At 71.5% G+C, this 23,207-nt stretch carries 23 protein-coding genes; 5 read left to right on the top strand and 18 right to left on the bottom strand.

The features are described from left to right. Positions 1 to 36 precede the first annotated feature (36 nt). From ACIBVP_RS23460 to ACIBVP_RS23440, 5 genes are all read right to left on the bottom strand, one after another. A complete protein-coding gene (locus ACIBVP_RS23460) occupies positions 37 to 1,704 on the bottom strand; it encodes a ribonuclease J (RefSeq protein WP_396108583.1) in 1,668 nt (555 codons plus the stop codon). A 5-nt stretch (positions 1,705 to 1,709) separates the two neighbouring features. Further along, positions 1,710 to 2,723, bottom strand: coding sequence for a 4-hydroxy-tetrahydrodipicolinate synthase (gene dapA, locus ACIBVP_RS23455; protein ID WP_396108385.1), 1,014 nt, complete (start codon positions 2,721 to 2,723; stop codon positions 1,710 to 1,712). Positions 2,724 to 2,733: 10 nt separating this feature from the next. Continuing rightward, positions 2,734 to 4,188 carry a serine/threonine-protein kinase gene (locus ACIBVP_RS23450; RefSeq protein WP_396108384.1) on the bottom strand — a complete coding sequence of 485 codons (1,455 nt, stop codon included), beginning with the start codon at positions 4,186 to 4,188 and terminating at the stop codon, positions 2,734 to 2,736. A 63-nt stretch (positions 4,189 to 4,251) separates the two neighbouring features. After that, positions 4,252 to 4,878 (bottom strand): TIGR03085 family metal-binding protein, encoded by a 627-nt coding sequence (locus tag ACIBVP_RS23445; protein WP_396108383.1) that lies wholly within the window; start codon positions 4,876 to 4,878, stop codon positions 4,252 to 4,254. 35 nt (positions 4,879 to 4,913) lie between these two features. Further along, positions 4,914 to 6,350 carry a serine/threonine-protein kinase gene (locus tag ACIBVP_RS23440; RefSeq protein ID WP_396108382.1) on the bottom strand — a complete coding sequence of 479 codons (1,437 nt, stop codon included), beginning with the start codon at positions 6,348 to 6,350 and terminating at the stop codon, positions 4,914 to 4,916. A 22-nt stretch (positions 6,351 to 6,372) separates the two neighbouring features. On the opposite strand from ACIBVP_RS23440, the gene ACIBVP_RS23435 reads away from it, so the two are divergent. Then, a complete protein-coding gene (locus tag ACIBVP_RS23435) occupies positions 6,373 to 7,392 on the top strand; it encodes a DNA polymerase IV (protein WP_396108381.1) in 1,020 nt (339 codons plus the stop codon). A 160-nt stretch (positions 7,393 to 7,552) separates the two neighbouring features. Here the strand turns inward: ACIBVP_RS23435 and ACIBVP_RS23430 are convergent, their stop codons facing one another. Continuing rightward, entirely contained in the window at positions 7,553 to 7,930 is a 378-nt protein-coding gene (locus tag ACIBVP_RS23430; protein ID WP_396108380.1) for an ACT domain-containing protein, read from the bottom strand. A gap of 5 nt (positions 7,931 to 7,935) precedes the next feature. Beyond that, complete coding sequence (gene thyX, locus ACIBVP_RS23425; protein WP_396108379.1) at positions 7,936 to 8,688, bottom strand: FAD-dependent thymidylate synthase; 753 nt, start codon at positions 8,686 to 8,688, stop codon at positions 7,936 to 7,938. 111 nt (positions 8,689 to 8,799) lie between these two features. On the opposite strand from thyX, the gene ACIBVP_RS23420 reads away from it, so the two are divergent. Together ACIBVP_RS23420 and ACIBVP_RS23415 are read left to right on the top strand one after the other, a co-directional pair. After that, a complete protein-coding gene (locus ACIBVP_RS23420; protein WP_396108378.1) occupies positions 8,800 to 9,333 on the top strand; it encodes a toxin-antitoxin system HicB family antitoxin in 534 nt (177 codons plus the stop codon). A 7-nt stretch (positions 9,334 to 9,340) separates the two neighbouring features. Beyond that, a complete protein-coding gene (locus tag ACIBVP_RS23415) occupies positions 9,341 to 10,258 on the top strand; it encodes a DUF4097 family beta strand repeat-containing protein (protein WP_396108377.1) in 918 nt (305 codons plus the stop codon). 85 nt (positions 10,259 to 10,343) lie between these two features. Here ACIBVP_RS23415 and ACIBVP_RS23410 read toward each other — a convergent pair whose 3' ends face one another. From ACIBVP_RS23410 to ACIBVP_RS23400, 3 genes are read right to left on the bottom strand one after another with little or no spacing between them, the layout of a single operon-like run. Then, entirely contained in the window at positions 10,344 to 11,576 is a 1,233-nt protein-coding gene (locus ACIBVP_RS23410; RefSeq protein ID WP_396108582.1) for a winged helix-turn-helix domain-containing protein, read from the bottom strand. Beyond that, on the bottom strand, positions 11,573 to 12,523 hold the full coding sequence (locus ACIBVP_RS23405) for an EamA family transporter (protein ID WP_396108376.1): 951 nt from the start codon (positions 12,521 to 12,523) through the stop codon (positions 11,573 to 11,575). Before ACIBVP_RS23405 ends, ACIBVP_RS23410 begins: the two co-directional genes overlap by 4 nt. 35 nt (positions 12,524 to 12,558) lie before the next feature. Next, positions 12,559 to 14,100 (bottom strand): serine/threonine-protein kinase, encoded by a 1,542-nt coding sequence (locus tag ACIBVP_RS23400; RefSeq protein WP_396108375.1) that lies wholly within the window; start codon positions 14,098 to 14,100, stop codon positions 12,559 to 12,561. 81 nt (positions 14,101 to 14,181) lie between these two features. Between ACIBVP_RS23400 and ACIBVP_RS23395 the strand changes: the two genes are divergently transcribed. Next, positions 14,182 to 14,754, top strand: a complete 573-nt coding sequence (locus ACIBVP_RS23395; RefSeq protein WP_396108374.1) for a GNAT family N-acetyltransferase — start codon at positions 14,182 to 14,184, stop codon at positions 14,752 to 14,754. Positions 14,755 to 14,902: 148 nt separating this feature from the next. Further along, positions 14,903 to 15,412, top strand: coding sequence for a hypothetical protein (locus ACIBVP_RS23390; protein ID WP_396108373.1), 510 nt, complete (start codon positions 14,903 to 14,905; stop codon positions 15,410 to 15,412). A 43-nt stretch (positions 15,413 to 15,455) separates the two neighbouring features. On the opposite strand, the gene ACIBVP_RS23385 is transcribed toward ACIBVP_RS23390, so the two are convergent. The 8 genes from ACIBVP_RS23385 to thpR form a co-directional block, all read right to left on the bottom strand. Beyond that, positions 15,456 to 16,259 carry a MauE/DoxX family redox-associated membrane protein gene (locus ACIBVP_RS23385; RefSeq protein WP_396108372.1) on the bottom strand — a complete coding sequence of 268 codons (804 nt, stop codon included), beginning with the start codon at positions 16,257 to 16,259 and terminating at the stop codon, positions 15,456 to 15,458. A 14-nt stretch (positions 16,260 to 16,273) separates the two neighbouring features. Further along, a complete protein-coding gene (locus tag ACIBVP_RS23380; protein WP_396108371.1) occupies positions 16,274 to 16,876 on the bottom strand; it encodes a cell wall protein in 603 nt (200 codons plus the stop codon). A gap of 2 nt (positions 16,877 to 16,878) precedes the next feature. Beyond that, entirely contained in the window at positions 16,879 to 17,304 is a 426-nt protein-coding gene (locus tag ACIBVP_RS23375) for an RlpA-like double-psi beta-barrel domain-containing protein (protein ID WP_396108369.1), read from the bottom strand. Positions 17,305 to 17,690: 386 nt separating this feature from the next. Beyond that, positions 17,691 to 18,437 (bottom strand): 4-hydroxy-tetrahydrodipicolinate reductase, encoded by a 747-nt coding sequence (gene dapB / locus ACIBVP_RS23370; RefSeq protein WP_396108367.1) that lies wholly within the window; start codon positions 18,435 to 18,437, stop codon positions 17,691 to 17,693. Positions 18,438 to 18,441: 4 nt separating this feature from the next. Beyond that, the gene (locus ACIBVP_RS23365) at positions 18,442 to 19,764 is read right to left on the bottom strand and encodes a M16 family metallopeptidase (protein WP_396108366.1); all 1,323 of its coding nucleotides are present in this window, start codon (positions 19,762 to 19,764) and stop codon (positions 18,442 to 18,444) included. 5 nt (positions 19,765 to 19,769) lie between these two features. Next, a complete protein-coding gene (locus ACIBVP_RS23360; RefSeq protein WP_396108364.1) occupies positions 19,770 to 22,016 on the bottom strand; it encodes a polyribonucleotide nucleotidyltransferase in 2,247 nt (748 codons plus the stop codon). A gap of 240 nt (positions 22,017 to 22,256) precedes the next feature. Beyond that, complete coding sequence (gene rpsO, locus ACIBVP_RS23355; RefSeq protein ID WP_396108362.1) at positions 22,257 to 22,526, bottom strand: 30S ribosomal protein S15; 270 nt, start codon at positions 22,524 to 22,526, stop codon at positions 22,257 to 22,259. A 121-nt stretch (positions 22,527 to 22,647) separates the two neighbouring features. Then, positions 22,648 to 23,205, bottom strand: coding sequence for an RNA 2',3'-cyclic phosphodiesterase (thpR, locus tag ACIBVP_RS23350; protein WP_396108361.1), 558 nt, complete (start codon positions 23,203 to 23,205; stop codon positions 22,648 to 22,650). Between the last annotated feature and the right edge of the window lie 2 nt (positions 23,206 to 23,207).

Here is a 23,207-nt window from a genome sequence, read left to right as displayed (position 1 = left end):
GCGGATCGACACGCGAGCCAGAGAATTTTCCGGAAGCTAGACGGGGATCACCGTCGGGACGATCATGGGGCGGCGGCGGTAGGTGTCGGCGACCCAGCGGCCGACGACCCGGCGCACGGCCTGCGCGATGCGGTGCGTGTCGGTGATGCCCTCGGCCTCCGTGCGCGACAGCTCCATCTCCACCAGCGACACGACCTCGTCGAGCGCCTTCGGGTCGTCGGAGAAGCCGCGGCCGGAGACGGTCGGTGACCCGAGCGCCCGGCCCGTGGCCGACTCGACGGCCACCGTGATCGCGATGAAGCCGCCCTCGCCCAGGATGAGCCGGTCGGACAGGGTGGACTCGCCGACGTCGCCGACCGACAGGCCGTCGACGTACACGTGCCCCACCTCGACCCGTCCGCTGATCTTCGCCCGGCCGTCCACCAGGTCGACGACCACGCCGTCCTCGGCGATCACCACGTGGTCGGCGGGCACCCCGGTCGCCACGGCCAGTGCCGCGTTGGCCCGCAGGTGCCGCCACTCGCCGTGCACCGGCATGACGTTCGACGGGCGGACCGCGTTGTAGAGGAACAGCAGCTCCCCCGCCGACGCGTGCCCGGACACGTGCACCTTCGCGTTGCCCTGGTGGACCACGTTCGCGCCGAGCCGCGCGAGCCCGTTGACCACGCCGAACACGGCGGTCTCGTTGCCGGGGATCAGCGAGCTGGCCAGCACGACGGTGTCACCGGCGAGGATCCGGATCTGCCGGTGCTCGCCACGGGCCATCCGCGACAGCGCCGACAGCGGCTCGCCCTGCGAGCCCGTCGACACGAACAGCACCTCGTGCTCGGGCAGCTCCAGCGCCTCGTTGAGATCGATGAGCAGGCCTTCCGGCACGTGCAGCAGACCGAGGTCGACGGCGATGCCCATGTTGCGCACCATCGACCGGCCGACGAGCGCGACCCGCCGCCCGTTCTGCACGGCCACGTCGAACACCTGCTGCACGCGGTGCACGTGGCTCGCGAAGCACGCCACGATCACCCGCTGCTTCGCCCGCGAGATCACGCCCTCGAGCACCGGGCCGATCTCGCGCTCGGCCATCACGAACCCGGGCACCTCGGCGTTCGTCGAGTCCACGAGGAACAGGTCGACGCCCTCGTCGCCGAGGCGGGAGAACCCCGCGAGGTCGGTGAGCCGCCCGTCGAGCGGCAGCTGGTCCAGCTTGATGTCACCGGTGTGCAGCACCAGCCCGGCCGGCGTGCGGACGGCGACCGCGAGCGCGTCCGGGATGGAGTGGTTGACCGCGAAGAACTCGCACTCGAAGTCGCCCGCCGTGTGGTGCCCGCCCTCGGCGACCTCGACGAGGTGCGGGGTGAGTCGGTGCTCCTTGCACTTCGCGGCGACCAGGGCGAGCGTGAACCGCGAGCCGACGACCGGCAGGTCCGGGCGGTGGCGCAGCAGGAAGGGCACGGCGCCGATGTGGTCCTCGTGGCCGTGCGTGAGCACCACCGCGTCGATGTCGTCCATGCGGGACTCGATCGCGCGGAAGTCCGGCAGGATCAGGTCGACGCCGGGCTGCTGGTCCTCCGGGAAGAGCACCCCGCAGTCCACGACGAGCAGGCGTCCGCCGTACTCGAAGACCGTCATGTTGCGGCCGACCTCGCCGATCCCGCCCAGCGCGACGACGCGCAGCCCTCCGTCGGCCAGTGGTCCTGGCGCGGCCATCTGCGTCACTTATGAACCTGCCCGGCGCTGGTGTGGGTGGTGGTGGCGATGTACGCGGCGGCGGCGTCGGCCTGGGCCACCCGCGCGGCGGCCACATCGGACGGTGCGGCGTCGGCCAGCGGCACGCCCGCGTCACCGAGGTCGGACGCGATCAACGCGACCTGCTCCCTGGTCGCCGGTGGCAGCGGCAGCCGGGGATCGCCGGCCTGGTGGCCGCGCAGCCGCAGCGCGGCCTTCGAGAAGATCACGCCGCCGACCCGGCCCATGGCCCGGTACACCGGCAACAGTCCGCGGTGGACGGTGCGGGCGGTGCTCACGTCGCCGTTCTCGTACGTCTCGACCATGCGGCGCAGCCTGCCCGCCACCACGTGCCCGATGACGGAGACGAACCCGACGGCGCCGACCGACAGCCACGGCAGGTTCAGCGCGTCGTCGCCGGAGTAGTAGGCGAGGTCGGTGCTCGCGATGACCTCACTGCCGGCCAGCAGGTCGCCCTTGGCGTCCTTCACGGCCTGGATCCTGGGGTGTTCGGCCAGCCTGCGCAGCGTGTCGACCTCGATCGGCACGACCGAGCGCGGCGGGATGTCGTAGAGCATGTTCGGCAGGCCGGACGCCTCGGCGACGGCCGTGAAGTGCGCGACCAGCCCGGCCTGCGGCGGCCGCGAGTAGTACGGGGTGACCACGAGGAGCCCGTGCGCGCCAGCCTGCTCGGCCTGCTGCGCCAGGTGCACGGAGTGCGCGGTGTCGTAGGTGCCGACCGACGCCACCACCGTGGCCCGCTCGCCCACCGCCTCGACGACCGCCCGCACCAGGTCGGCCTTCTCCGTGTCGGAGGTCGTCGGCGACTCACCGGTCGTCCCGCTGACCACCAGGCCGTCGTTACCGAGGTCGACGAGGTGGTTCGCGAGGCTCTGCGCGGCCCCGAGGTCGAGCTTGCCGCTCGCGTCGAAGGGGGTCACCATCGCGGTGAGCACCTGGCCGAACGGCCGTCCTGGCTTGGCGGTCGGACACGTGTTCATGCCGGAGACGCTACTCCACGACCCGGTACGACTTCGTCAACTGGTCACCGTCCGCCGCGTACAACACACAATAGGAGGCGCGGTGCTCGCCCCACGCTTCCTCGGTGGGCACCACGGCCCGGTGGCGCAGTCCGTCCTTTGTGGTCTCCGGGATCATCGCGTTCGACTCGAAGATCATCCGGCAGATCGCCTCGGTGTACTGGACCAGGTCCTCGTGCCCCGGGTGGGGGATGTCCGGCCAGGTCTCGTGATCCTCCGGCGGGGTGTAGAAGGTGCGGGACTGGTACACCTCGAACACGTGCGGCTGATCGCACTCGACGTGCGCACTCTGTGTGATCTGCCTGCCGTCCGTGAGGTCGCTCGTCATGCACCGCCCCTCGGGGTAGTCCTCCCACCAGAACTCCGGGAGGTAGCCGCCTTCGCCGTAGGTGAGGGCCGTGTCCATGTTCGCCGGCCTGCCGCCGTCCGGTCCCGGCTCGGTGAGCACCCGGACGGTGTACCCGCCCGCGAACAGGGCGGCCGCGAGCACGGCACCGACCGTGGCGAGCACGCCCCACCGCCTGCTGGGCCGCTGGTGCGCCACGTACCGCGCGGCCGACGGTGGCGTCAGGTGCGCGGTCTGCGCGGCGAACCCGTCCGGCGGGGTCATCGTGACCTGGGAGAGCAGGCCGCTGACCTGGTCTCCGGACGGCCTGGCCTCGGGGTGCGTGTTGAGCAGGCCCATGATCGCCGACGCGAGCGGGCCCTGGCAGCGGGTGAGGTACGGGACCTCGTTGAGGATCGCGTGCATGGTGGCGGCCGTGGAGGTGCGCTCGTGCGCCGCGTACCCCTCGACCGCGAAGAACAGGACCGCGCCCAGCGCCCACAGGTCCGACCCGGCGTCGGCGTCCTGGCCGCGCAGGCGTTCCGGTGCCATGTAGACCGGTGAGCCTACGAGGATGCCGCTCGTGGTCAGGTGCGGGTCGTCGCTGGACTGCGCGATGCCGAAGTCGGTGAGCTTCACCCGGCCGCTCGGCAGCACCATGATGTTCGACGGCTTCACGTCCCGGTGCACCACGCCCGCCGCGTGCGCCGCCCGCAGCGCGGACAGCAGTTGCTCGGCGAGCCGCGCCACGACGTCCTGCGGCAGCGGGCCGCGCTCGCGGACCAGGTCGGTCAGTGTGGGGGCCTCGATCAGCTCCATCACGATGAACGTGGTGCCCTGCTCGCGGACCACGTCGTAGACCGTGACCACGCCGGGGTCGTTCAGCCGTCCCGCCGACCGGGCCTCGCGCAGCACCCGCTCCTCGAACACCTCGCGCTCGACCGGGCCGACCCCGTCGGGCAGGTGCAACTCCTTGATGGCGACCTGCCTGCCGATCGTGCGGTCCTCGGAGCGCCACACGATGCCCATGCCGCCGCGGCCGATCTCGCGCAGCAGGGCGTACCGGCCCGCGACAACCCGTTGGTCGACCTGCTCCGTCACCGTCCGGCCTCCTCCCGTCCGTCACTCGGACCGGTGAAGAGGATGTCAGGTTCCCTGTTTTGGCTAGAGGCCGCGGTGGAGGCCCCGCACCGCCGCGATCGCGTGCTGGTCGCCGTCGAACTCGACCCGCGCCGCGTCCCGTCCGAACGCGAAGAGCAGCAGCTCGCCGGGCTCGCCGGTGACCGTCACGGTGTTCGGGCCACGCCTGATCACCACCGAGTCGCCGTCCCCGCGGTGCAGGATCAGCCCGACCGGGGTCTTGCGCAGCGTCAGCTTCCCGGCCCGCTTCAGCCCGGCCCACAGGGCGGCGTCCCGTCGTGCGTCGGGCTCCCGCGGTGTCCAGCCCTCCTGGCCGCGGCGCACGTCCTCGTGGTGGATGAACAGCTCGACGCTGTTGACCAGCTTGTCCACGGCCGGGATCCGGGTCGGCCACCACGCGGGCGGGCCGCCGCGGACCAGGTCCACCAGCTCACGCCACGGCCTGCGCGCGTAGCCGTCCTGCACGCGTTTGGTGTACCCGGCCAACGCGGGGAGCAGGATGCCGGGTGCGGCGTCCGGCCGGTGCTCGCGCACGACGAGGTGCGCGGCCATGTCCCTGGTCTGCCAGCCCGCACAGAGCGTCGGCTGGTCGGGACCCAGTTCGTCGAGCAGGTCGCACAGCGCGGCACGCTCGTCCGTGGCAACAGACATGCCGCTGAGCCTACCGATTCCTACCGGCGGGTAACTCACTCCTGCGGGCTCACCGACACGTCGAGCTGCTTCCGGTCGCGGGTGCGGACCGCGCACAACACGGACTGCTCCGGCTGCTCGGAGTCGGTCCACGTGTCGCGGGTCGGCACCAGCGTGACGTAGGCCAGGTCGCCGCGCTTGTCGGACAGCACGTAGGCGTCGTCGTTGAACACGACCGCGCACACGCTCTCGCCGACCGCCTTGACCCGGTCGTCGCCCGGGTGGCCCATCTCGTCCGCCTGGTAGAGCTCGGTGCCGTAGACGACCTCGAAGTCGTGCAGCTCGTCGCAGCCGACGCTCGACTGGATGCCCCGCCCGTGCTGGAGCGGCGCGCCGCCGCAGCTGCCGGGCGCGACCCCGAACTCCGGGATGTTGCCGCCGGTGCCGTAGGTGAACGTCTCCCCCTTCGCGGGGTCGGACACCGGCTCGACCATGCCCGCGCGGCCGCTGAACCAGCCACCCGCGAACGCACCGGCGACCAGCGCAACGACCACGGCCAGCACGGGCCACAGCCTGCGCTTGGGGCGGTGCGGGCCGGGCGCGACCTGGGTCGCGTGCGGGCCCGGGTACATGGCGGTCGCGGCGTGCGCCACCGTGTGCTCCCCGGTCGGGGTGCCGACCTGCGCCAGCAGCCCGCGCACCTGCTGCGCGGACAGCCTGGCCTGCGGCGTCGCGTTCAGCAGGCCCATGATCACCGACGCCAGTGGGCCGTGGCCGCGGGTCAGGTACGGCACCTCGCTGACGATCGCGTGCATGGTGGCGGCGGTGGTCGGCCGTTCGAACGCGGCGGTGCCCTCGACCGCGAAGTACAGCGACGCGCCCAGCGCCCACAGGTCGGAGCCCGCGGTGGCCTGCTCGCCGCGGATCACCTCCGGCGCGAGGTAGGTCGGCGAGCCGATCAGGATGCCGCTCGTGGTCAGGCGGGGGTCGTCGGTGGACTGCGCGATGCCGAAGTCGGTCAGCTTCACCCGCCCGCTCGGCAGCACCATGACGTTCGACGGCTTCACGTCCCGGTGCACCACACCCGCGGCGTGCGCGGCCTCCAGCGCCGACAGCAGCTGCTCGGCGATCCGGGCCACCGCCTCCTGCGGCAGCGGTCCCTGGCGGGCCACGACGTCCGACAGCGTCGGCGCCTGGATCAGCTCCATCACGATGAACGTCGCGCCCGCCTCCTGCAGCACGTCGAACACCGTGACCACGCTCGGGTCGTTGAGCCGTCCCGCGGCCCGCGCCTCCCGGAGCACGCGCTGCTCCAGGACCTGCCGCTCCTCCGTCGGCACGCCGGCGGGCAGGTGCAGCTCCTTGATCGCGACCCGCCTGCCGATGGTCCGGTCCTCGGCGAGCCACACGATGCCCATGCCGCCCCGGCCGATCTCCTCGAGGATCGTGTACCGGCCGGCGATCACCCGCTGCTGGGTGGGCTGCTGTGTCACGCGCAGGATGTTAGATGGCGGTATGGCGGCCTGGGTGCTCCACGTCGACCTCGACCAGTTCATCGCGGCGGTCGAGGTGCTGCGGAACCCGTCGCTCGCCGGGAAGCCCGTGGTCGTGGGCGGGCGCGGCGACCCGGCGGAACGCGCGGTGGTGGCGACCGCGTCGTACGAGGCGCGGGAGTTCGGCGTGCACTCGGGCATCCCGCTGCGGCTCGCGGCGAAGCGCTGCCCCGACGCGATCTTCCTGCCGCACGACCCACCCGCGTACGACGCGGCGTCGGCCGAGGTCTACGCGGTGCTGCGGTCGTTCGACGGGGTCGTGGTGGAGGCGCTCGGCTGGGACGAGGCGTTCCTGGGCGTGACCACGGACGACCCGGTCGCGTTCGCCCGCTCGGTGCAGGCGGCGGTCCTGTCGCGGACGCGGTTGTCGTGCTCGGTCGGCATCGGGGACAACAAGCTGCGGGCCAAGCTCGCGACGGGCTTCGCCAAGCCCGCCGGCGTGTACACCCTGACCAGGGACAACTGGTTCGCGGTGATGGCCGACCGGCCGACGACCGCGCTGTGGGGCATCGGCACGAAGACCGGCCGCAAGCTCGCCGAGCTGGGCTTCACGACCGTCGCGGACCTGGCCCGCGCCGACCCGGAGGTGCTGGCCGCGCGACTGGGCCCGCGCATGGGCCCGTGGTACCGGGGGCTGGCACGAGGAGCGGGCAGCGCGGAGGTCACCGCGACCCCGTGGCAGGCGAAGTCACGCAGCCGCGAGACCACGTTCCAGTCCGACCTGACCGACAGCCGGTCGATCGAGACGGAGGTCGTGTCGCTGGCCCGCCGCGTCGCCGCCGACGTGGCCGAGGAGGGCAGGCTCGCCGCGCGGGTGGCTGTGAAGGTGCGGTTCGTGCCGTTCTTCACCCACACCCGCAGCATGACGCTGCCGTCGCCGACCGACGACGTCACCCGGCTGACGGAGGCCGCGCTCGCCGTGCTGGCGAAGTTCGACCTGGACCGCCCGATCCGCCTGCTCGGGGTGCGCGCCGAGTTCTAGTGTCCCGCGCCGGAAATCAGGCAACTAATTCGGCGGCCCAGCTTCCTGCTGGCGGCGTTGCCGGTCCGCCCAAGTACGATCCAGTACGAGGACGAACCGGCGCCTTGCCAGCAGAAACCTGGATCCACCGACTTAGTCACCGCATTTCCGGCGCGGGACACTAGTTGACCTCGTGCCCCGCCTCGCTCAGCGCCTTCACCGCGCGGGCGAGGTCGGTGGCCTTCACCAGCACGTGGTCGGTGTCGTAGGTGGAGACGGCGAACAGGCTGACCCCGGCCGCCGCCAGCTCGCCTGCGAGGGCGGCCATGACACCGGTCAGGTCGAACTCCAGCGGGCCACGCACGGTGAGGAGCCGCCAGCCGGGGTGGGAGTGCTCGCTGTCCGGAGCGGCCTCGGTCGGGCAGACGACCGACACCTCGGTCGGCGTGCTGGTGACCGACACCAGCCCGGAGGCCTCGATCCGGGGCGGTGCGCTGCCCGCGGGCAGGCGGCAGACGGTGTAGTCGCCTGGCGCGATGTCGACGGTGAGTCGCTTCACCGGCGTCAGCCCTCGGTGACGAACGGGCTGGAGGCGACCTCGGTGCCGTCCGGCAGCGCGGAGATCACGAAGTCGTCGAAGGCGTTGGCCGCGACCTTCTGCAGCTGCCGCAGGCACTCGACGGCCAGCGCGCGGATCTCGACGTCGGCGTGCTCGCTCGCCCGCATCGCGATGAAGTGGCGCCAGGCGCGGTAGTTGCCGGTGACCACGATCTTGGTCTCGATCGCGTTCGGCAGGACGGCCCGCGCCGCCTGCCGCGCCTGCTTGCGGCGCAGGGTCGCGTTGGGCACGTCCGAGAAGTGCTCCTCGAGCCCCTGCAGCAGCTCGGTGTAGGCGGCGACGCCGGCCTCGGTGGCCTTGACGAACTTCTCGTGGAGCACCGGGTCGCTCGCGATCACGTCCGGCTCCACCATCGCCGCGTTCCGCTCGGGCACGTACCGCTGCGAGAGCTGCGAGTAGGAGAAGTGGCGGTGGCGGATCAGCTCGTGGGTGAGCGAGCGGGAGATGCCGGTGATGTAGAAGGTGACGGTGCCGTGTTCGAGGACGGACAGGTGGCCGACCTCGAGGATGTGACGCAGGTAGCCCGCGTTGGTCGCGGTGGCGGGGTTGGGCTTCTTCCAGGACTGGTAGCAGGCCCGGCCCGCGAACTCGGCGAGTGCCGCACCGCCCTCGGCGTCGGTCGACCACGGGACGTCCTCCGGCGGGAAGAACTCCGTTTTCGCGATGAGCTGGACCTTCGGCGACACGGTCTCCGTCATGGTCGAAAGCCTAACCGCCTGGGATGACGCAGCCCCGGTTTCGCCGCGTGCCGTCACCCCGCTGTCACCTCGACACTTGCCTGATGTCAATCGTGGTGTCATAGTGACATCATGGATCTCACACCGTACATCGCCGCACTGCGGGAGGACCTCGCCCGGGCCGCGTCGGCCGGCGACGAGAACACCCGCCGCACGGCGGAGGTGCTGGCGGCGGCGTTGGAGCCTGCCGCGCGCCTCGCGATCATGAACGCACTGTCCGACCTGGCCGCGGAGGTGACCGCCGCGCAGGAGGACCACGTCGTGGACGTCCGCCTGTCCGGCCGGGACGTGCAGGTGGTCGTCACCCCCAGGGCGACCCAGCACGACTCCCGCGGCGACGACGTCCCGCCGGTGGACGACACCGCGGGTGGTGACATGAGCCGGATGACGCTGCGGCTGTTCGAGCAGCTGAAGGCGAAGGCCGAGCAGGCGGCGGCGGCGCAGGGGGTGTCGCTGAACACGTTCGTGCAGCAGGCGGTGCAGGGCGCGCTGCACGGCAGGGGCAAGGGTTTCGGCGGCAAGGAGTGGGGCCCCCAGCGTGGCTGGGGCGGCCCCGAGCGCGGGCAGGGCGGCGGCTCCCGCGTACACGGCTGGTACGAGGGGTGACGCGGCGATGACCGACGACAACGTGGTGCGCAGACAGAGTTTCGAGACCGACGGCCCGGCCGAGCTGGACCTGGGCACCGGTGGCGGCGCGATCACCGTGCGCCTGGTCGACGAGCCCGGCGTGCACGTCGAGATCCGGCACGACCCGGACGCGGCGAGCCCGTGGGCCCAGGGCGTCACGAACCTCATGAGCTGGGTCAGCAACCAGTTCGGCAGCCAGCTGGGTGGTCAGTTCGGCGAGACCGTGCCCGAAGGCTCGAGCGCCGAGGCGGAGGCCGTGCGCCAGACGCGGGTCGACTTCACGGCGGGCAGGCTGGTCGTGCGGACCCCGAAGGAAATCCAGCTCCGCAACGTCCCGGTGGTCGTGTCGGTCCAGGCACCGGTCGGCTCCCACGTGGAGGCCCGCACCGGCTCGGGCGACGTCACCGTCAACGGCGGCGCGGGCCGCCTGAACCTGCACACGGGTTCGGGTCGCATCAGCGCCGACCAGGCCGAGGGCAAGGTGCAGGTCGACAGCGGCTCCGGCACGGTCCGGCTCGGCCCCGTGGCGGCGGGCCTGCGGGCCAAGACCGGCAGCGGCGACGTCGAGGTGACCGCCATCGGTGCCGCCAGCTCGGTCGTGACCGGCAGCGGCGACGTCTGGCTGGGCGCGGTGACCGGCGACGTCCTGGCCCGCACCGGCAGCGGCCGCGTGACCGTCGCCAACGCCGCGTCGGGTGAGCTGGAACTCCACACCGGCTCGGGCGCCATCCACGTCGGCGTCCGCAAGGGCAGCGCGGCGGAGATCGACCTGTCCTCGGGTTCGGGCGAGGCCCGCAGCGACCTGGACCTGACCACCAACCCGCCGGAGTCGAAGCCCACGCTGCGCGTCCGCGCCCGCACGGGCTCGGGTGCGGCACTGGTCAGCCAGGCCGTGTCCGAATAAGCCACCGCCCTCAGAGGGGGAAACCCTGAGCGGCGCCTCCGCTCCCCAGCACGAGAGGCGCCGTTCAGGCCCGTCCGCGGCCGGTTCAGGCCTTCAGCGCCCTGGCCAACGCCGTCGCCAGGTTCCCCTTGCTCCCCACGGTGACCCCGTCCAGACCGAGCCACCCCGCCATCGTCCGCAGCTCGGCCGCCATCTCGTTCGCGACCCGCGCCGGATCGACGGCCGGTTCGGCGAACGCACCCCGTGCCTGCAGGAGGCCCGTCGCGCGGTCGGTCTTCAGGTCCACCCGCCCGACCAGCTCCCCGTCCAGCAGGAACGGGAACACGTAGTAGCCGTACACCCGCTTCGGCTCCGGGACGTAGATCTCGATCCGGTAGTGGAACCCGAAGATCCGTTCCGTGCGCTCGCGGCGCCAGATCAGCGGGTCGAACGGGCTGAGCAGTGCCCGGCCCGCGACCTTGCGGGGGGTCTTCGCGTCGACGTGCCGGTACGCGGGCTGCGCCCACCCGTGCACCTCGACCTGCTCGACGGCACCCTCGGCGACCAGTTCCGCCAGCGCCACCTGGCTGCGGGCCGGTTTGAGGCGGTAGTAGTCGCGTAGGTCGGGTTCCGTGCCGATGCCGTGGGCCCCGGCCGCGCGGAGCATGAGCTCGCGGGCCGCGTCCTCGTCCGAGACCGGTGGCGCGGCCAGCACGTCGGACGGCAGCACCCGTTCGGGCAGGTCGTACAGGCGCTGGAAACCGCGCCTGGTGCCCGTGGTCAGCTCGCCGGTCGCGAACAGCCACTCGCACGCGTGCTTCACCGCCGAACGGTTCCACCAGCCACCCGGGGCCTTCTTCGCCCGGCCCTCGGCCAGGCCCAGTTCGTCCTCGAGCGGGCCGGCGCCGATGGGGCCCAGCTCCTTCACGGCCGCCAGCACGTCGTCGAACAGGCCCGGTGCGTCCTTGAGCAGCGACGCGTACCGGTGGGCGTACTTCGCCTCGTACTCCCGCATGCGCCACCGGAACAGCGGCCAGTCCGCGACCGGTAACAGGCTCGCCTCGTGCGCCCAGTACTCCACCAGCAGGCGCGGCCGACGCGCGCGGTGCGTCCACGCCGCGTCGTCGACGAGGTCCGTCGGGTACGGACCGAGCCGGGAGAACAGCGGCATGTAGTGCGCGCGCACGGCGACGTTCACCGAGTCGAGCTGGATCAGCCGCACCCGGTCCAGCACCCGTTTCAGATGCCGTCGCGACACGTCACCACCGGCACGTGGCTCGGTGAAACCCTGCGCTCCCAACGCGATCCGCCGCGCGGCGTCCGCACCGAGCACCGTCATCGTGGACATCCCTCCGTCACGCTCGCCGTCTCCTCCTTCGCACGTTGCTCGCCGCGCACCACGAGCACGACCGCGCACAGCACCACCAGGCCGCCCACGAACTGCGCCGACCCGAACCGCTCGGCCGCGAACAGCACCCCCAGCAGCACGGCGATCACCGGGTTCACGTAGGCGTACGTGGCCACCGTGGACACCGGCAGCCTGCCCAGCGCGTACACATACGCACTGAACGCGAGCGCCCCGAACAGCACCAGGTACGCCCACGCGAGCCACGACCCCGTCGACACCTCGGCGAAGGCCACGTGCTCACCGCGGACCGCACCGCCCGCGGTCAGCAACGCGCCGCCGACGATCATGCCCACCGCCGAGAACGTCACCGGGTTCGCCGGCGTCGGGAGCCGCGACCCGGCCACCGTCCCGGCCGCCCAGCCCAGCGCCGCGAGCACCACCAGCCACGGCCCCCACCAGGCCGTGCCGTGCGCACCCGCGACCGGACCACCGAGCAGCAGCACCGCCAGCCCGGCCAGGCCGATCGCCACCCCCGCGACCGTCACGAGCGGCGGCCGCTGCCCGCTCAGTCGCCGGAACAGCACGACGAACAGCGGCACGCACGCGACCAGCAGCGCCGCGAGACCCGACGCCACCTGCTGCTCGGCGACGACCACGAGCCCGTTCCCCCACCCGGGCAACAGCACTCCCACCAGCGCCGCCGTGCCGAACTGCGGCCAGGTCATCCGGAACGCGCCCGGGCCCGCGACCGCCAGCACCGCGAGACACAGCAGCGCGCCGGACATCAGGAACCGCGCGCCCGCGGACAGCAGCGGCGGCATGGTCTCGACGCTGACCCGGATCGCCAGGTAGGTCGAGCCCCACACCACGTAGACCACGCCGAGCGCAGCCCAGGCGAACCAGGCCGGGGCGCGGGTCGGAGCCGCTGTCACAGTCACGGCGACACCATGACACGGACCACCGACAAATCCGGCTACCTGGGTCGGAACACCGAGCCCGTGATCCCGCCGGCGTCGGAGATCTTGCCGACGCACCGGTAGACGCCCAGGTCACGGGACACGTCGTCGGTCGAGGGCGGCAGAACCTCGAACTCCCAGCGTTCCGGGCCGTAGTCCAGGGCCTCCCCGTACCGCGACGCCAGCAGGTTCTCCTCCGAGCACACCTTCCTGACGATCGGGTGCTGGGCCAGCACGTCCTGGTACGGGTCCGAGATGTCCCCCGGCACGACCGCGATCGCGAAGACCTCCCAGATGTGTCCCTGCTCACACGGGATCTTCCGGATGCTGTTGATCTCGCCGTTGATCATCACGTATCCGGACCAGCACTCGGCCTTGCGCACGCACTGGGCCTGCCCGTCCGGCACCGCGGCCGCCGGGCAGTCGTCGGTCACGGCCGCCACGCCGTAGATGTCCGTGGACGACCGGGTCGTGGTGGTGGTCTGGCCCCCGTCGTCGCCCGCCCGCGGCTCGCCCTCGGCCGTGTCCCGCAGCGCGAAGTACCAGACACCGGCCAGCACCAGCACGGCCGCGAGCGCCGCGCCGAGCCAGATCGCCGCGCGGCTGCGCTTCGGTGGCGCCGTCGGCTGCTGGAACGGCGGCGGGCCGCTCGGCGCCGCGGCGGACGCCGGGGGCGGTGGCGTCGGTGGCGTCGACGGGCGGGCGACCGGCACCGTGACGACCGGCGAGGTCAGCACGTGCCGCGGCCCGCTGAAGTCGCCGACGGTCAGCTGCGACAGGTCCGCGCGCAGCGCCGCGGCCTCCGGGTACCGGTGCGCCGGGTCCTTCGCGAGCCCGCGCCGCAGCACGCTCATGAACTCCCGGGGCACCCCGGGGATGTCCTCGACCGGCAGGTCATGGCGCCGCACGATCTCCGGCACGGACAGCTCGCCCTCGTCCGGGTACCTCGGCGGCCGCCCGGCCAGCAGCGTGTAGAGCGTCGCCGTGAGCGCATAGACGTCCGACTGCGGCGTCGGGGGCGCGAGGTGGAACTGCTCGGGCGCCGCGTAGGCCGGGGTCAGCGCGGCGAGGGTGACGGAGGTGTCGCGGCCGGTCTCCATGAGCGCCGCGAGCCCGAAGTCGGCCAGTCCGACCGTGCCGTACCGCTTGACCAGGATGTTCGCCGGCTTGATGTCGCGGTGCAGCACGCCGAGGTCGTGAGCGGCGGCGAGCGCGTCGGCGATCTTCTGCCCGATCTCGGCGACCTCGCGCGGTGGCAGCGGGTCACGCCGGTCCGCGAGCGACCCACCCGGGCACAGCTCCATGACGATGTAGGGCCGGTGGTCGGGCAGCACGCCCGCGTCGTAGATCTCGACGACGTGCGGGTGCCCGGAAAGCCTGCCCGCCGCCCGCACCTCGCGCAGGAAGCGGCGCTGGTCGCGGTCGTCGAGGATGACGCGCGTGTCGACCTTGATGGCGACCTCGCGGTCGATCGTGACCTGCCGGGCGCGGTAGACCACGCCGAACCCGCCGCGCCCCAGCGCGTCGACGATCTCGTACCCGGGCACGGAGACAGTCACGGTGGAGGAGCGTAGCTGAGAGATCTTCGGGAACGGTGCCTGATGGGTGACCTCGCGGGACGACCGTCTAGTTTCGTTGCCATGGCCGAAGCCACCGTCCGCCCAGCGGAGCCGTCCGGCGCGGCGGAGATCGCCCGCATCCAGCTCGCCACGTGGCGTGCCGCCTACACCGACCTGCTGCCCGCCGAGATCCTCGACGCCCTGGACAGCGACGAGGCGGCCGACGAGGCGACCGCGACCTGGCAGCACACCATCGAACAGGGCCCGGCCAGGGTGTTCGTCGCGTTCGAGGGCCAGTGGTGTGTGGGCTTCTGCGCGGCCGGACCGTCGCCGCAGGACGACTCGGCCGACGCGAACGGCGAACCGGCGCCCGACGCGGAGCGGGTCGCGCTGGTCAGCACGCTGCTGGTGGAACCGAGGTGGGGCCGTCGCGGCCACGGCGGGCGGCTGCTCGCCGCCGCGGGCGAGGCCATGCTGGCGGCCGGGCTGGCACGCGGCATCGCGTGGGTCGCCGAGGCGGACAAGGCGTCACTCGCGTTCTGGGAGCGCGCGGGCTGGGTGACCGACGGCACGGTGCGTACGCTCGACGCGGGCGGCAAACCGCTGCGCGAGGTGCGCATGACGGGCACGCTCCGCTTCGAACTGGAGGACTGAGCGTTATCCGGCGGGCAAACTCGACACAACCGTTCGGGTTCCCGCGACGTCTCAGTGGTGGGCAGGCATTCGTTTCGAGTTGGCCCGAGCCCACAGGTGGCTCAGGTACGCTGCATGCCGTTCCCGACCCACGGCTGGAGGTTTGCTGGTGATCGCGTGGCTCGGACTGGCGCTCGGTGTCGCCTTCGGGTCTGCGCTCATACCGCTCATCAGCATCGAGATCTTCCTGGTCGGGCTCGCTCTCCAGCAGCCGCACATCCCGTGGCTGTGCCTCGGCGCGACCGTCGCGGTCGGCCAGGTGGCGGGCAAGTTGCTGTACTACTACGCGGCCAAGGGCTCGCTGCGGCTGCCCGCGTTCATGCACCGCAAGGAGAAGGTCGAGACCCCGCGCGGAGCCGCGTGGCGGCGGCGCACGAAGCGGATCCGCATGTGGGTCGAGTTCCTGCGGGAGAAGTGCCACCGGCACCCGAAGTGGATGGTCGGCACCTACGGGCTCAGTTCCGTGGTGGGCCTGCCGCCGTTCATGGCGACCTCGGTGCTGGCGGGGATGGTGCGGATGAGCCTGTCCGCGTTCCTCGGCGCGGGCCTGATCGGCCGGTTCATCCGGTTCAGCGTCGTCGCGGCGTCACCGGCCGTGTTCGCGAACTGGATCCTCTAGCGATGGGGGTGGGGCGACGAGGTTGTCCCCGCCGCCCCACCGGTCACACCAGCGCGTCCTGCTCCTCGGGCACCATCGCCACCCGCACGTCGTCGGGCCGGTAGGCGAGGCGTGGCACCGCGAACACCGCGGTCGCCGGGCCGGACGGGGTCCGTGCGGCGTACGCGAGGAGCCGCCACTCACCCTCGTCCCAGTGGTCGAGCAGGTCCGAGGTGAGCTGCGTGACCACCGACTGGTAGACGGTGCTCTTCCACAGCTGCTGCACGGTCGACTCCAGCGGCACCACGACCTCGGTGCCCGCCAGCGGGTGACTCATCCGCACCCGCCAGCGCCGCAACGGGAGCAGCCACCGGTGGTCCAGTTCCGGTGACAGCACGGCGAAGACGGCCAGTTCGACGACGACCAACCCGACCGTCGCGAAGGGACGTTCCGTCGGCCACCACGCCGAACCCGCCACCGCCAGCAGGGAAAGCGCCGCCAGCAGTCCCGCGCGGACGAAGCCGCGGGCCTGGATCGGCGCCTCCTTCTCCCCGAGGCAACCGCACGACGCGTCGGGTGCCTTCAGCTTGCCGTAGGCCAGATACCCAACCATGGCAACCGAAAGCGCCGCCGCCGCGTACGCCTCGACGACCAGCACGGGCGGAGTGAGCAGGAGCAGGCCGACGACGGCCTCCACCACGCCGACCGCGCGGTACGCGCCGACCGCCCGTTCCTTGCCGGTGATCCGCGCCAGCACCGACCGCCGCGCGGCGACGGATGCGTTGCGGTGCACCAGTTTGAACGCGCTCGCCCACAACAGCACACCGCCGACGACGGCCTGCTGTGAGCTCGCCAACCACTCGATCACGATGACGGTCCTCCCTAGGCGGCCGCGTAGACCGTGGCCAGGTCGACCTCGTTCGTGTCGGGTCGCCAAGCGCCGATCACCTGCGCGTGCCTGCCCACCTGCAGCATCGAGAGGTCGCTGACCGCGGGCGTGTTGTTGTAGACCGCGGCGGTGGTGCCGGGCACGACGTGCCCGACGATCCGGTCGCCGCGGTGGTCCATGTGCATCATCTTCCGGCCGATGGAGGTGATGTGGACCTGCAGGTTCACGATGTTCAGCCAGAGCGCGTCCGCCGCGAGGGTGCCGTCGGGCATCCGCACGCCGCGTGCGTAGAGGCCGTCGCCGACCTTGGCCGCGTCGGCCGTGGTCGGGCGTAACTTCCACACGCTGGTGGCCTTGGTCAGGTGGATCTGGTTGATCGTGCGGTCGGAGCCCGTCACGATCAGCAGGCCACCCGCGATGCCGGTGATGCGGCCCTCGACGAAGTTCGGGTCGGGGGCACCGGCCTCGACGTCCAGCGTGGGATCGGCGACGGCCTCGGGGGCGACCGAGCCGATCGTCGTCGCGGTGATCACCGTCGCGGTGGTGCCGAGCACGGCGCTGGACAGGAAACGCCTACGTCCCAGGATGTCGGTCACTGTCAGCTCCGGATGTTCACGGGCATGATGCCGCTGGACAGGTTGCCGATCGCGCTGTAGGCCGACGGCGTCAGGTCGATGAGGCGGTTGGTCGCGCAGTTGCCGTTGCAGCACGAGCGTTCGCCGCACCACAGGTCGGTCTGCGGACCGCAGTCGGCGATCCGCACCGCGATCTCCGTCGTGCGACACAGGTTCTTGACGTAGAACGTGTGCCCGCACGTTCTACGGAGGAGTGTGTCGCCGCACTTGTCGGGCCGGGTGATGGCGAAGCAGTTGTCGGACGTGTTCGGCCACGCGCAGTGGCGGCTACCGGACTGGCAGTTCCCGCAGGCGCCGCCACCGGCGGAGCCGCAGGGGCCCCAGGCAGCGCCGCAGCAGAACCACGACGCTTCGGCGGTCGTGGGCGCCCTCAGATCTGGTTGTGCCATGGGTCATTCCCTTCGGGGGTGCCCTGGCTTCCCCAGCGATCCGCGTGCGGGGTCGGACCAATGACGAGCAGGGGTGAGCCCGCGCGGGGACGCGAGCTCACCCATGTCCTCTCGTCTGGCCCTCATCGCACGACGTCCCGGCAGGGATTGCAGGGTGGGACTTTCGCACGAACAGACAAGAGTTGGTTAGCTACTGACAGTCCCCGACGCTACTGCGTGGTTCCTTGATCGTGCGCCCACCAACCGGAGTAGCCGGGCGGGGCAAGTGGACCAATTCCGTCACAGTTGACGTGTACAAGCCTGTTATCAGCGCTTATATCCGGGCGTGGAACCGCTTCCGGCGAGATTGGTATTGATCTTGGCGAGGTCGGCCGGCTTTCGAGCCACTACAGCGACAGCACGTTCTCCAGGCCGACGGTGAGTCCCGTCCGGCCGACGATCTCCCGCACCCCGAGCAGCACCCCGGGCATGAACGACTTCCGGTCCAGCGAGTCGTGCCGGATCGTCAGCGTCTCGCCGTCGCCGCCGAACAGCACCTCCTGGTGCGCCACCAGGCCCACCAGCCGCACCGAGTGCACCGGCACGTCGTCGACCAGCGCTCCACGCGCGCCCTCCAGCGCCGACGTGGTCGCGTCCGGCGCCGTGCCGAGCCCCGCCGACGCGCGTGCCTCGGCGATCAGCGACGCCGTGTGCGCCGCGGTCCCCGACGGGGCGTCCGCCTTGCCCGCGTGGTGCAGCTCGATGATCTCCGCCGACGGGTAGTACCGCGCCGCGAGCTGCGCGAACTTCATCGACAGCACCGCCCCGAGCGCGAAGTTCGGCGCGATCAGCACGCCGAGCGACGGCTTGTCCGAGAGCCACCCGCGCACCGTCTCCTGCCGCTCCGGCGTGAAGCCGGACGTGCCGACCACGACACGGATGTCGTGGTCGACACAGAACCGCAGGTTGTCCATCACCACGTCGGGGTGGGTGAAGTCCACGACCACCTCGGCGCCGACGTCCGCCAGGTCGCGCATCGAGTCGTCGGCGTCGATCCGCGCGACGACCTCCATGTCCGGCGCCGCCTCGACGGCACGGCACACCTCGGCGCCCATGCGCCCGTGCGCACCCAGCACCCCGACCCGGATCGTCACAAGATCACCCCAACACTTCCGCGGGCACGTCGTCGACGTGCGCGTAGGGCCCGACCAACGCGGTCGCGGTGGGCCGGTCCAGCAGCACGGCCGCGAGCGAAGCGACGTCCTCGGCGGTCACCGAGTCGATCTTCTCCAGCGTCTGCTCGACGGTCAGGTACTCGCCGTAGCTCAACTCGCCCTTGCCGATCCGCGACATGCGCGAACTGGTGTCCTCCAGGCCCAGCACGAGACTCCCCCGCAGCTGGCCCTTGGCCCGCGCCACCTCGCCGTCGGAGAACCCGTCGCGGACCACGTCGGACACCACCGAGTGCACGACGCCGGCTACCGAACCCAGCCGGTCCGGCTGGCAGCCCGCGTAGATCGACAGGTGCCCGGTGTCCGCGTAGGACGCGACCGACGAGTACACCTGGTAGGCCAGGCCGCGCCGCTCCCGCACCTCCTGGAACAGCCGCGAGCTCATCCCGCCGCCCAGCGCGGTGTTCAGCACACCCAGCGTCCACCGGCGGGGGTCGTGCCGGTCCAGCGCACGGACGCCGAGCATCAGGTGCGCCTGCTCGGTGTCGTCCGTGTGCAGCGCCAGCTTCTGCGGCGCCGCCACCCGCGCACGCCCGGAACGGGGCGGCACCGGCGGGCGGTCACCGGTCAGCCGGTCCTTCAGCAGCCTGCGCGCGTGCCGCAGCACGGTCGCGTGGTCGATGTTGCCCGCCGCGGCCAGCACCATCTTCGGCATCGCGTACCGGCGCTTGTAGAACCCGTTCAGCGCCGTGCGGCTCATGCCGGTGATCGACTCCTCGGTGCCGAGGACCGGCCGTCCGAGCGGGTGGCCGGTCAGCAGCGCCGAGCAGAAGTTGTCGTGCAGCAGGTCCTCGGGGTCGTCGTCGCGCATGGCGATCTCCTCGAGGACCACACTGCGCTCGATCTCCATGTCCCGCTCGGCGAGCAGGGCGTCGAAGACCACGTCGCACACCAGGTCCATGGCCAGCGGCAGGTCGCTGTCCAGGACGTGCGCGTAGTAGCAGGTGTGCTCCTTGGCGGTGAACGCGTTGAGCTCACCGCCGACCGCGTCGATCTCCTCGGCGATCGTCACCGCGGAACGCTTCGCGGTGCCCTTGAACAGCAGGTGTTCGAGGTAGTGGGCGGCCCCCGCGACGGACTGCTGTTCGTCGCGGGAACCCACGCCCACCCAGATGCCGACCGAGGCCGACCGCACACCCGGCACGTGCTCGGTGATCACCCGGAGGCCACCCGGCAGCACGGTGCGCTTGACCTCGCACCCGCTGTCGGTCCGCTCGAGAACCCGGGTGCCGTTGCCGCTACGTGCCAACGTGCTTACGCCTCGGCGGGCGCGTCGGCCGCGGGCGCGTCGGCCGGCTTCTCCGGCGCGTCCTCCTTGACCGGCACCAGGCTGATCTTGCCGCGCTGGTCGATGTCGGCGATCTCCACGCGGAGCTTGTCACCGACCTTGACGACGTCCTCGACCTTGCCGATGCGCTTGCCGTTGCCCAGCTTCGAGATGTGGACGAGGCCGTCCTTGCCCGGCAGCAGCGAGACGAACGCGCCGAACGCGGCCGTCTTCACCACGGTGCCGAGGAAGCGCTCGCCGACCTTCGGCAGCTGCGGGTTGGCGATGGCGTTGATCTTGGAGATCGCGGCCTCCGCGGACGGGCCGTCCGCCGCACCGACGTAGATCGTGCCGTCGTCCTCGATGGAGATGTCGGCGCCGGTCTCCTCGGTGATCGAGTTGATCATCTTGCCCTTCGGGCCGATGACCTCGCCGATCTTGTCGACCGGGATCTTCACGCTGGTGACGCGCGGCGCGTACGGGCTCATCTCGTCCGGGCGGTCGATGGCCTCGGCCATGACCTCGAGGATCGTGTAGCGCGCGTCGCGGGCCTGCGACAGCGCACCGGCGAGCACGTCGGACGGGATGCCGTCGAGCTTCGTGTCCAGCTGCAGCGCGGTCACGAACTCCTTGGTGCCCGCGACCTTGAAGTCCATGTCGCCGAACGCGTCCTCGGCGCCGAGGATGTCGGTCAGCGCGACGTAGCGGGTCTCGCCGTCGACCTCGTCGGACACCAGGCCCATGGCGATGCCGGACACCGGTGCCTTCAGCGGCACACCGGCGTTGAGCAGCGACATCGTGGACGCGCAGACCGAGCCCATCGAGGTCGAGCCGTTGGAGCCCAGCGCCTCGGAGACCTGGCGGATCGCGTACGGGAACTCGTCGCGCTTCGGCAGCACCGGCACCAGGGCCCGCTCGGCGAGCGCGCCGTGGCCGATCTCGCGCCGCTTCGGCGAGCCGACACGGCCGGTCTCACCGGTGGAGAACGGCGGGAAGTTGTAGTGGTGCAGGTAGCGCTTGTGCGTCTCCGGCGACAGCGAGTCGATCTGCTGCTCCATGCGCAGCATGTTCAGCGTGGTGACACCCAGGATCTGGGTCTCGCCGCGCTCGAACAGCGCCGAGCCGTGCGCCCTCGGGATCAGGGCGACCTCGGCGGACAGCTGCCGGATGTCGGTGATGCCACGGCCGTCGATGCGGACCTTGTCGCGGAGGATGCGCTGGCGGACCAGCTTCTTGTTCAGCGCGCGGAACGCGGCGCCGACCTCCTTCTCGCGGCCCTCGAACGCGCCGCCCTCGGTCGCGCCCACCTTCTCCAGGGTGGCGGCCTTGAGCTCGTCGATCTTCGACTCGCGCTCCTGCTTGCCCGCGATGGTCAGCGCCTGGGCCAGCTCGTCGGACACGGCGGCCGTGACGGCCTCCAGGGCGTCCGGCTGGTAGGCGGGGTAGGTCGGGTAGTCGGCGGTCTCCTTCGCGGCGACCTCCGCCAGGCGCGCCTGCGCCTCGCACAGCACCTTGATGAACGGCTTCGCGGCCTCCAGACCGGACGCGACGACCTCCTCGGTCGGCGCCTTCTGGCCCTCGGCGATCAGGTCGAGCACGTTCTCGGTCGCCTCGGCCTCGACCATCATGATCGCGACGTCGCCGGACTCGACCACGCGGCCCGCGACGACCATGTCGAACGCGGCCTTCTCGAGCTGCTCGTGGGTCGGGAACGCGACCCACTGCTCACCGATCAGCGCCACCCGGACGCCACCGACCGGGCCGGAGAACGGCAGGCCGGCGAGCTGCGTGGACGCGGACGCGGCGTTGATCGCCACCACGTCGTACAGGTCCTGCGGGTTGAGCGACTGGACCGTGATGACGACCTGGACCTCGTTGCGCAGACCGTCCACGAACGACGGGCGCAGCGGCCGGTCGATCAGGCGGCAGGTCAGGATCGCGTCGGTCGACGGACGGCCTTCGCGGCGGAAGAACGAGCCGGGGATGCGGCCCGCGGCGTACATGCGCTCCTCGACGTCCACGGTCAGCGGGAAGAAGTCGAAGTGCTCCTTGGGCTGCTTGGACGCCGTGGTGGCGGACAGCAGCATGGTCTCCTCGTCGAGGTAGGCCACGACGCTGCCGGCGGCCTGCCGGGCGAACCGGCCGGTCTCGAAGCGGATGCTCCGCTTGCCGAAGCCGCCGTTGTCGATCACGGCTGTCGTTTCGTGCACTCCAGCTTGGCTGAAGTCGGTCATGTAGTTGACTCCTCGTTGTTCACGGGCGCGCGCACACCCCATACGGGGCAACAGGGCACGGAATCGCAATCCGAACGAGGCCGGTCTTCGATCGAAGCCCCCGGGGTTCGTGTCACCCGGGAACCACTACCGAGGACCGGCTATCTGGTCCCCGCACGTGGCGAGCGTCCGCCCTCTTTGTTGTCTGGGTGTCCGAATAGACGCGGGGGGAGCGGTCCGGCGACCACTCCCCCTCGGGTCCTATCGGCGCAGGCCGAGTCGCTGGATCAGCGACCGGTAGCGTTCGATGTCCACCTTCGTCAGGTAGTTGAGCAGCCGGCGGCGACGGCCGACCAGCAGCAGCAGGCCACGACGAGAGTGGTGGTCGTGCTTGTGCACCTTGAGGTGCTCGGTCAGGTCGCTGATGCGCTTGGTCAGCATCGCGACCTGGGCCTCCGGCGAGCCGGTGTCCTTCTCGTGGACGCCGTACTCGGCCAGGATGGTCTTCTTCTGCTCGGTGGACAGCGCCACGCGTGGTTCTCCTCGGTGTTGAGATGTGCCGTGTTCAGGGGGTGCCCCGGTGAACGGGACTTGGGTACCAGCCACCACGGACCGCAGCCGGACCCAAAGGGCGAGGTTATCAGGTGGTCGGTCAACGCTGCTGACCGGGCGCACCCGTCAGCGCCACCCGGTCCAGGGCCGTGTACACCGGCCCGTCGGGGGTGGGGTCACTCCGGAACAGCACCACCTCGCTGGTCAGCCACCACTGACCACGATACCCGTCCAGCGCGGCGGCGGCCCGCGTCGCGACCTCGTTGCCCACGCGCCCCCGCCGCCACCGCGCGACGGTGACGTGCGGGACGAACGCGAGCTGGTCGAGGTTCTGGTCACCCAGGATGCCGGCGAGCCTGCGCAGTGCCGCCGCGTTGTCGCCGTCGAGCGCGTTGACGCCGACCCACAGGACGCCCGGGAACCGGCCCGCCGCCCGCAGGCGCACCCGCGCCGGTCGCAGCGACCGGGCGCGTTCGCGGAACCAGGCACTCCGCCGGTCGGCGTGCTCGCGGTCGCCGTAGAAGCCGAGCGTGATGTGCCACTGTTCGGGTGGGATCCAGCGCAGGTCCGGCGAGGCCGAGCGGACGGCGGCGAGCCGGTCCACCAGCTCGTCGCGGACCGGGGCGGGCAGTTCGACCGCCGAGAACAGCCGCGCCATGT

The sequence above is a fragment of the Actinophytocola sp. NPDC049390 genome (assembly GCF_044466355.1).
Classification (GTDB): domain Bacteria; phylum Actinomycetota; class Actinomycetes; order Mycobacteriales; family Pseudonocardiaceae; genus Actinophytocola.
The sequence above is the reverse complement of the archived record's forward strand: the minus strand, read 5'-3'. Positions and strand labels throughout refer to the sequence as shown.

Bases quoted from the DNA above. Each gene is read 5' to 3' on its own strand.
- ACIBVP_RS23460 (WP_396108583.1), bottom strand. From the start codon at position 1,704: ATGGCCGCGCCAGGACCACTGGCCGACGGAGGGCTGCGCGTCGTCGCG.
- dapA (WP_396108385.1), bottom strand. From the start codon at position 2,723: ATGAACACGTGTCCGACCGCCAAGCCAGGACGGCCGTTCGGCCAGGTG.
- ACIBVP_RS23445 (WP_396108383.1), bottom strand. From the start codon at position 4,878: ATGTCTGTTGCCACGGACGAGCGTGCCGCGCTGTGCGACCTGCTCGAC.
- ACIBVP_RS23435 (WP_396108381.1), top strand. From the start codon at position 6,373: ATGGCGGCCTGGGTGCTCCACGTCGACCTCGACCAGTTCATCGCGGCG.
- thyX (WP_396108379.1), bottom strand. From the start codon at position 8,688: ATGACGGAGACCGTGTCGCCGAAGGTCCAGCTCATCGCGAAAACGGAG.
- ACIBVP_RS23420 (WP_396108378.1), top strand. From the start codon at position 8,800: ATGGATCTCACACCGTACATCGCCGCACTGCGGGAGGACCTCGCCCGG.
- ACIBVP_RS23415 (WP_396108377.1), top strand. From the start codon at position 9,341: ATGACCGACGACAACGTGGTGCGCAGACAGAGTTTCGAGACCGACGGC.
- ACIBVP_RS23410 (WP_396108582.1), bottom strand. From the start codon at position 11,576: ATGACGGTGCTCGGTGCGGACGCCGCGCGGCGGATCGCGTTGGGAGCG.
- ACIBVP_RS23395 (WP_396108374.1), top strand. From the start codon at position 14,182: ATGGCCGAAGCCACCGTCCGCCCAGCGGAGCCGTCCGGCGCGGCGGAG.
- ACIBVP_RS23375 (WP_396108369.1), bottom strand. From the start codon at position 17,304: ATGGCACAACCAGATCTGAGGGCGCCCACGACCGCCGAAGCGTCGTGG.
- ACIBVP_RS23360 (WP_396108364.1), bottom strand. From the start codon at position 22,016: ATGACCGACTTCAGCCAAGCTGGAGTGCACGAAACGACAGCCGTGATC.
- thpR (WP_396108361.1), bottom strand. From the start codon at position 23,205: ATGGCGCGGCTGTTCTCGGCGGTCGAACTGCCCGCCCCGGTCCGCGAC.